Source organism: Thomasclavelia sp., assembly GCF_017889095.1.
Classification (GTDB): domain Bacteria; phylum Bacillota_I; class Bacilli_A; order Erysipelotrichales; family Coprobacillaceae; genus Thomasclavelia.
This window is the reverse complement of sequence record NZ_JAGHEW010000220.1, coordinates 1-4,177: the sequence shown is the minus strand read 5'-3', so window position 1 is coordinate 4,177 and position 4,177 is coordinate 1. Positions and strand designations below refer to the sequence as shown.

Below are 4,177 nucleotides of genomic sequence, written 5' to 3'. Positions count from 1 at the left end.
TATTGGAATGAAGTATTCGTTAGTAACTAGAGATTTAATTGCTGATAGTACTGAAGCAATGGCTTTAGCTCATCAATTCGATGCCGTGGTTATGGTACCCAACTGTGATAAAAACGTACCTGGATTATTGATGGCAGCTGCAAGAATCAATATACCAACAATCTTTGTTTCTGGGGGACCAATGTTGGCAGGGCGCGTACATGGTAAAAAAACTAGCTTATCATCAATGTTTGAAGCGGTAGGAAGCTATAGTGCCGGTAAAATTGATGAAGAAGAAGTTCGTTATTATGAAAACCATGCTTGTCCAACATGCGGTTCATGTTCTGGAATGTATACAGCAAATTCAATGAACTGTTTAACTGACGTGGTAGGAAGGGGGCTTCGAGGAAATGGTACTATTCCGGCTGTCTATTCTGAAAGAATTAAATTAGCTAAACGTGCTGGAATGCAAATTATGGAATTATTAAAGAAGGACATTCGTCCTCGTGATATCATCACTAAGGAATCAATGATGAATGCTTTGACGATGGATATGGCACTTGGATGTTCAACTAATTCAATGTTACATTTGCCAGCTATTGCTCATGAAATTGGTTTTGATTTCAATATAAAATTTGCTAATGAAATAAGTGAAAAAACACCAAATCTTTGCCATTTAGCACCTGCTGGACCTACTTATATGGAAGATTTGAATGAAGCAGGCGGTATTTATGCAGTAATGAAAGAAATCAGTAAATTGAATTTATTAAATCTTGATTGTATGACTGTTACTGGTAAAACAGTAGGTGAAAATATTAAAGATGCAGTTAACTTTGATCCTGAAGTAATTCGTACAGTTGAAAATCCATATAGTAAAACTGGTGGATTAGCTGTTTTATCAGGAAATTTAGCACCTGATGGCAGTGTTGTAAAACGTTCAGCAGTTGTACCAGAAATGATGGAACACAGCGGTCCGGCAAGAGTCTTTGATTGTGAAGAAGATGCAATTAAAGCGATTAAAGGTGGAAAGATCGTAGATGGAGATGTTGTTGTAATTCGCTATGAAGGACCAAAAGGTGGACCAGGAATGCGCGAAATGTTGAATCCAACTTCTGCAATTGCTGGGATGGGCTTAGGATCAACAGTAGCTCTAATTACTGACGGAAGATTTTCTGGGGCATCTCGTGGGGCTTCGATTGGACATGTTTCTCCTGAAGCAGCCGTAGGCGGTCCGATTGCTTTAGTCGAAGAAGGCGATATTATAGAAATTAATATTCCTGAATATAAAATTAATTTAAAAATTTCTGATGAAGAAATGGCAAAACGTAAAGCTAAGTGGCAACCAAGAGAACCAAAAGTAACTACTGGCTATCTAGCAAGATATGCAGCAATGGTAACTTCAGGTGATCGTGGAGCTATTTTAGAAGTACAAAAAAATAAATAGAGGGAGGTATTTAAATGTTATTAACAGGTTCCCAAATTGTTGCTGAATGTTTGATCGAACAAGGTGTAGACACTGTTTTCGGTTATCCAGGGGGAACAATTTTAAATGTTTATGATGCATTATATGAATACAGAGATAAAATCAATCATATTTTAACTTCTCATGAACAAGGCGCAGCCCATGCTGCTGATGGGTACGCCCGTTCAACTGGAAAAGTTGGAGTATGTATGGCAACTTCAGGACCTGGAGCAACTAACTTAGTTACCGGAATTGCTACAGCGTATATGGATTCTTCACCAGTCGTTGCTATTACTGCTAATGTTGGGGTATCTTTACTTGGACGTGATAGCTTTCAGGAAATTGATATTACTGGTGTGACTATGCCGATTACTAAACATAATTTTATTGTTAAAAATATTAAAGATTTGGCACCAACTATTCGCAAAGCTTTTCAGATTGCTAAAGAAGGTCGACCAGGACCGGTATTAGTAGATATTACTAAAGATGTTACAGCAGCTACGATTGAATTTGAACCACAAACACCTGAAGTGATCGAACCACGTCGTTATACTTATGGCAATCAAGAATTAGATGAAGCCATTAAAATGATAGAAGCTAGTGAAAAACCATTTATCTTTGTTGGGGGTGGAGCTATCATTAGTGATGCCGCTGCTGAAATTAAAGAATTTGCGGAAAAAATAGATGCGCCGGTAACTGATTCATTAATGGGAAAAGGTGCTTTTGATACTACTAGACCTCGTTATACGGGAATGTTAGGAATGCATGGTACCAAAGCTTCAAACTTTGGTGTTAGTAAATGCGATTTGTTAATCGTAGTAGGTGCTCGTTTCTCTGATCGTGTTACTGGAGATACGGGATCATTTGCCAAAGATGCTAAGATCATTCATATTGATATTGATGCTGCTGAAATTAATAAAAATGTGGTTGTTGATTTAGGAATCGTTGGTGATGCTAAAAGTGTTTTAAAAGAACTTAATGCCAAACTAACAAGACAAAACCATCCACACTGGTTAAAAGAAATTCGAGAATTAAAGGAACAATATCCATTATCTTATGAAGATAATGGGTTAACGGGACCATACATTATTGAACGAATTGATTTTCTTACAAACAGTGAAGCAATCATTTGTACTGATGTAGGGCAACATCAAATGTGGACAGCACAATATTATAAATTTAGACGGCCACGTCAATTAATTTCATCTGGTGGGGCTGGAACAATGGGATTTGGCTTGGGAGCTGCCATGGGTTCTAAACTAGGAAATCCTCATAAAACTGTATTTAATATTGCTGGTGATGGCTGCTTTAGAATGAATATGAATGAATTAGCTACTTTAAGTCGTTATAATATTCCAGTTATCCAGGTAATCATGAATAACCATGTATTAGGAATGGTTCGTCAATGGCAAACTTTATTCTATGGTAAACGTTATTCAAATACGATCTTAACTGATAAAGTAGATTTCTGTAAAGTTGCTGAAGGTTTAGGCTGCAAAGCAATTAAAGTTACTACTAAAGAAGAATTAGATTCAGCAATCAAAGAAGCAATGGAATGTGATGGACCAGTGGTAATCGAATGTATCATCGATCAAGATGATAAAGTATTCCCAATGGTTGCTCCAGGTGGGGCAATTGCCAAAGCTTTCGATGCTTCTGATTTAAAAAATAAATAAAATAATTACACTTCAGAGTATTATTCTGAGGTGTTTTTATTTTCAAAAAATAAATAAACAGTAATAATTTGTTAGATACAAACTTAGTTATTATAATACATAGTTGTATAAAAAAGATATTTATTTTCGCAATAATAAATTAGCTTCATTCTACCCCGATTTGGGCTTTTTGCATATCTCTTAAGAAAAATACCGTTAAAATAATATATATAGATGTAGGGAGATAAAAAATGGAAATTGCAATCTTAGATGATGAGATTTATTATTGTGATAAAATACATAAGTTGATTTTAGAAAATAAATTATTGGAAAATTGTATAATCGATAAATATACTAGACCAACTGATTTTATTAACTGTAGTAAACACTATGATATATTATTTCTAGATATCGATATGCCTGAAATAGATGGGATTGCCTTGTCTAAACAACTTCGTTATAAAAATATTATCATAATTTTTATAACAAGTATCAATGATCGAATGGCAGAAGCATTTGGAATCAATGTTGCTGGATATATTTTTAAAGACCAGTTGGAAGAACACTTTGATCGGGTTCTAACGGAAACAATCAAATTAGTGCGTCAAAATAAAAAGATCAAAATTATAACTAAAAAAGGAATCTATAGTTTTAATCCGATGGAAGTATTATTTATTGAATATGTTCAAAAGCACATGATTGTCCATCTTACTTATGGAATTGAAGATATTGGTTATTTTCCATTAAAAGAATTATTTCCACTTCTTCCAGAACAGTTTATTTTAGTAAATAAAAATCAAATTATAAATATTGATAATGTTAGAAAGATGAAAGGCAATATCATTACTTTAAATCATATAAATGAAGAAATTGAAGTTAGTAGGAGAAAGAAGGAATATGTATTTGAATTAATTATGAAAGTGATGGAAAGAATATGATTAATTTTATGATTGAATATATTTATTCATTGATGTATGTAATTGGGTTAACTTTTATTATTTCATTGGTAATACCTAATGTTAAAGATCAAAAATTACCCAAATTAATATTTAGTCCAATTATCTATGCAATAATAGTAAAC

Annotated in this window: 3 protein-coding genes; all 3 read left to right on the top strand. The window is 33.7% G+C overall.

The annotated features are described in order from the left end of the window. A partial coding sequence (ilvD, locus tag J7M77_RS09610; RefSeq protein WP_296877913.1) for a dihydroxy-acid dehydratase occupies positions 1-1,423 on the top strand: 1,423 nt, incomplete at its 5' end. Positions 1,424-1,437: 14 nt separating this feature from the next. Beyond that, positions 1,438-3,117, top strand: a complete 1,680-nt coding sequence (gene ilvB / locus J7M77_RS09605; protein WP_296877911.1) for a biosynthetic-type acetolactate synthase large subunit — start codon at positions 1,438-1,440, stop codon at positions 3,115-3,117. A 230-nt stretch (positions 3,118-3,347) separates the two neighbouring features. Next, a complete protein-coding gene (locus tag J7M77_RS09600) occupies positions 3,348-4,034 on the top strand; it encodes a response regulator (RefSeq protein WP_296877910.1) in 687 nt (228 codons plus the stop codon). The last annotated feature ends 143 nt before the right edge of the window (positions 4,035-4,177 follow it).

Bases quoted from the DNA above. Each gene is read 5' to 3' on its own strand.
- J7M77_RS09600 (WP_296877910.1), top strand. From the start codon at position 3,348: ATGGAAATTGCAATCTTAGATGATGAGATTTATTATTGTGATAAAATA.
- ilvB (WP_296877911.1), top strand. From the start codon at position 1,438: ATGTTATTAACAGGTTCCCAAATTGTTGCTGAATGTTTGATCGAACAA.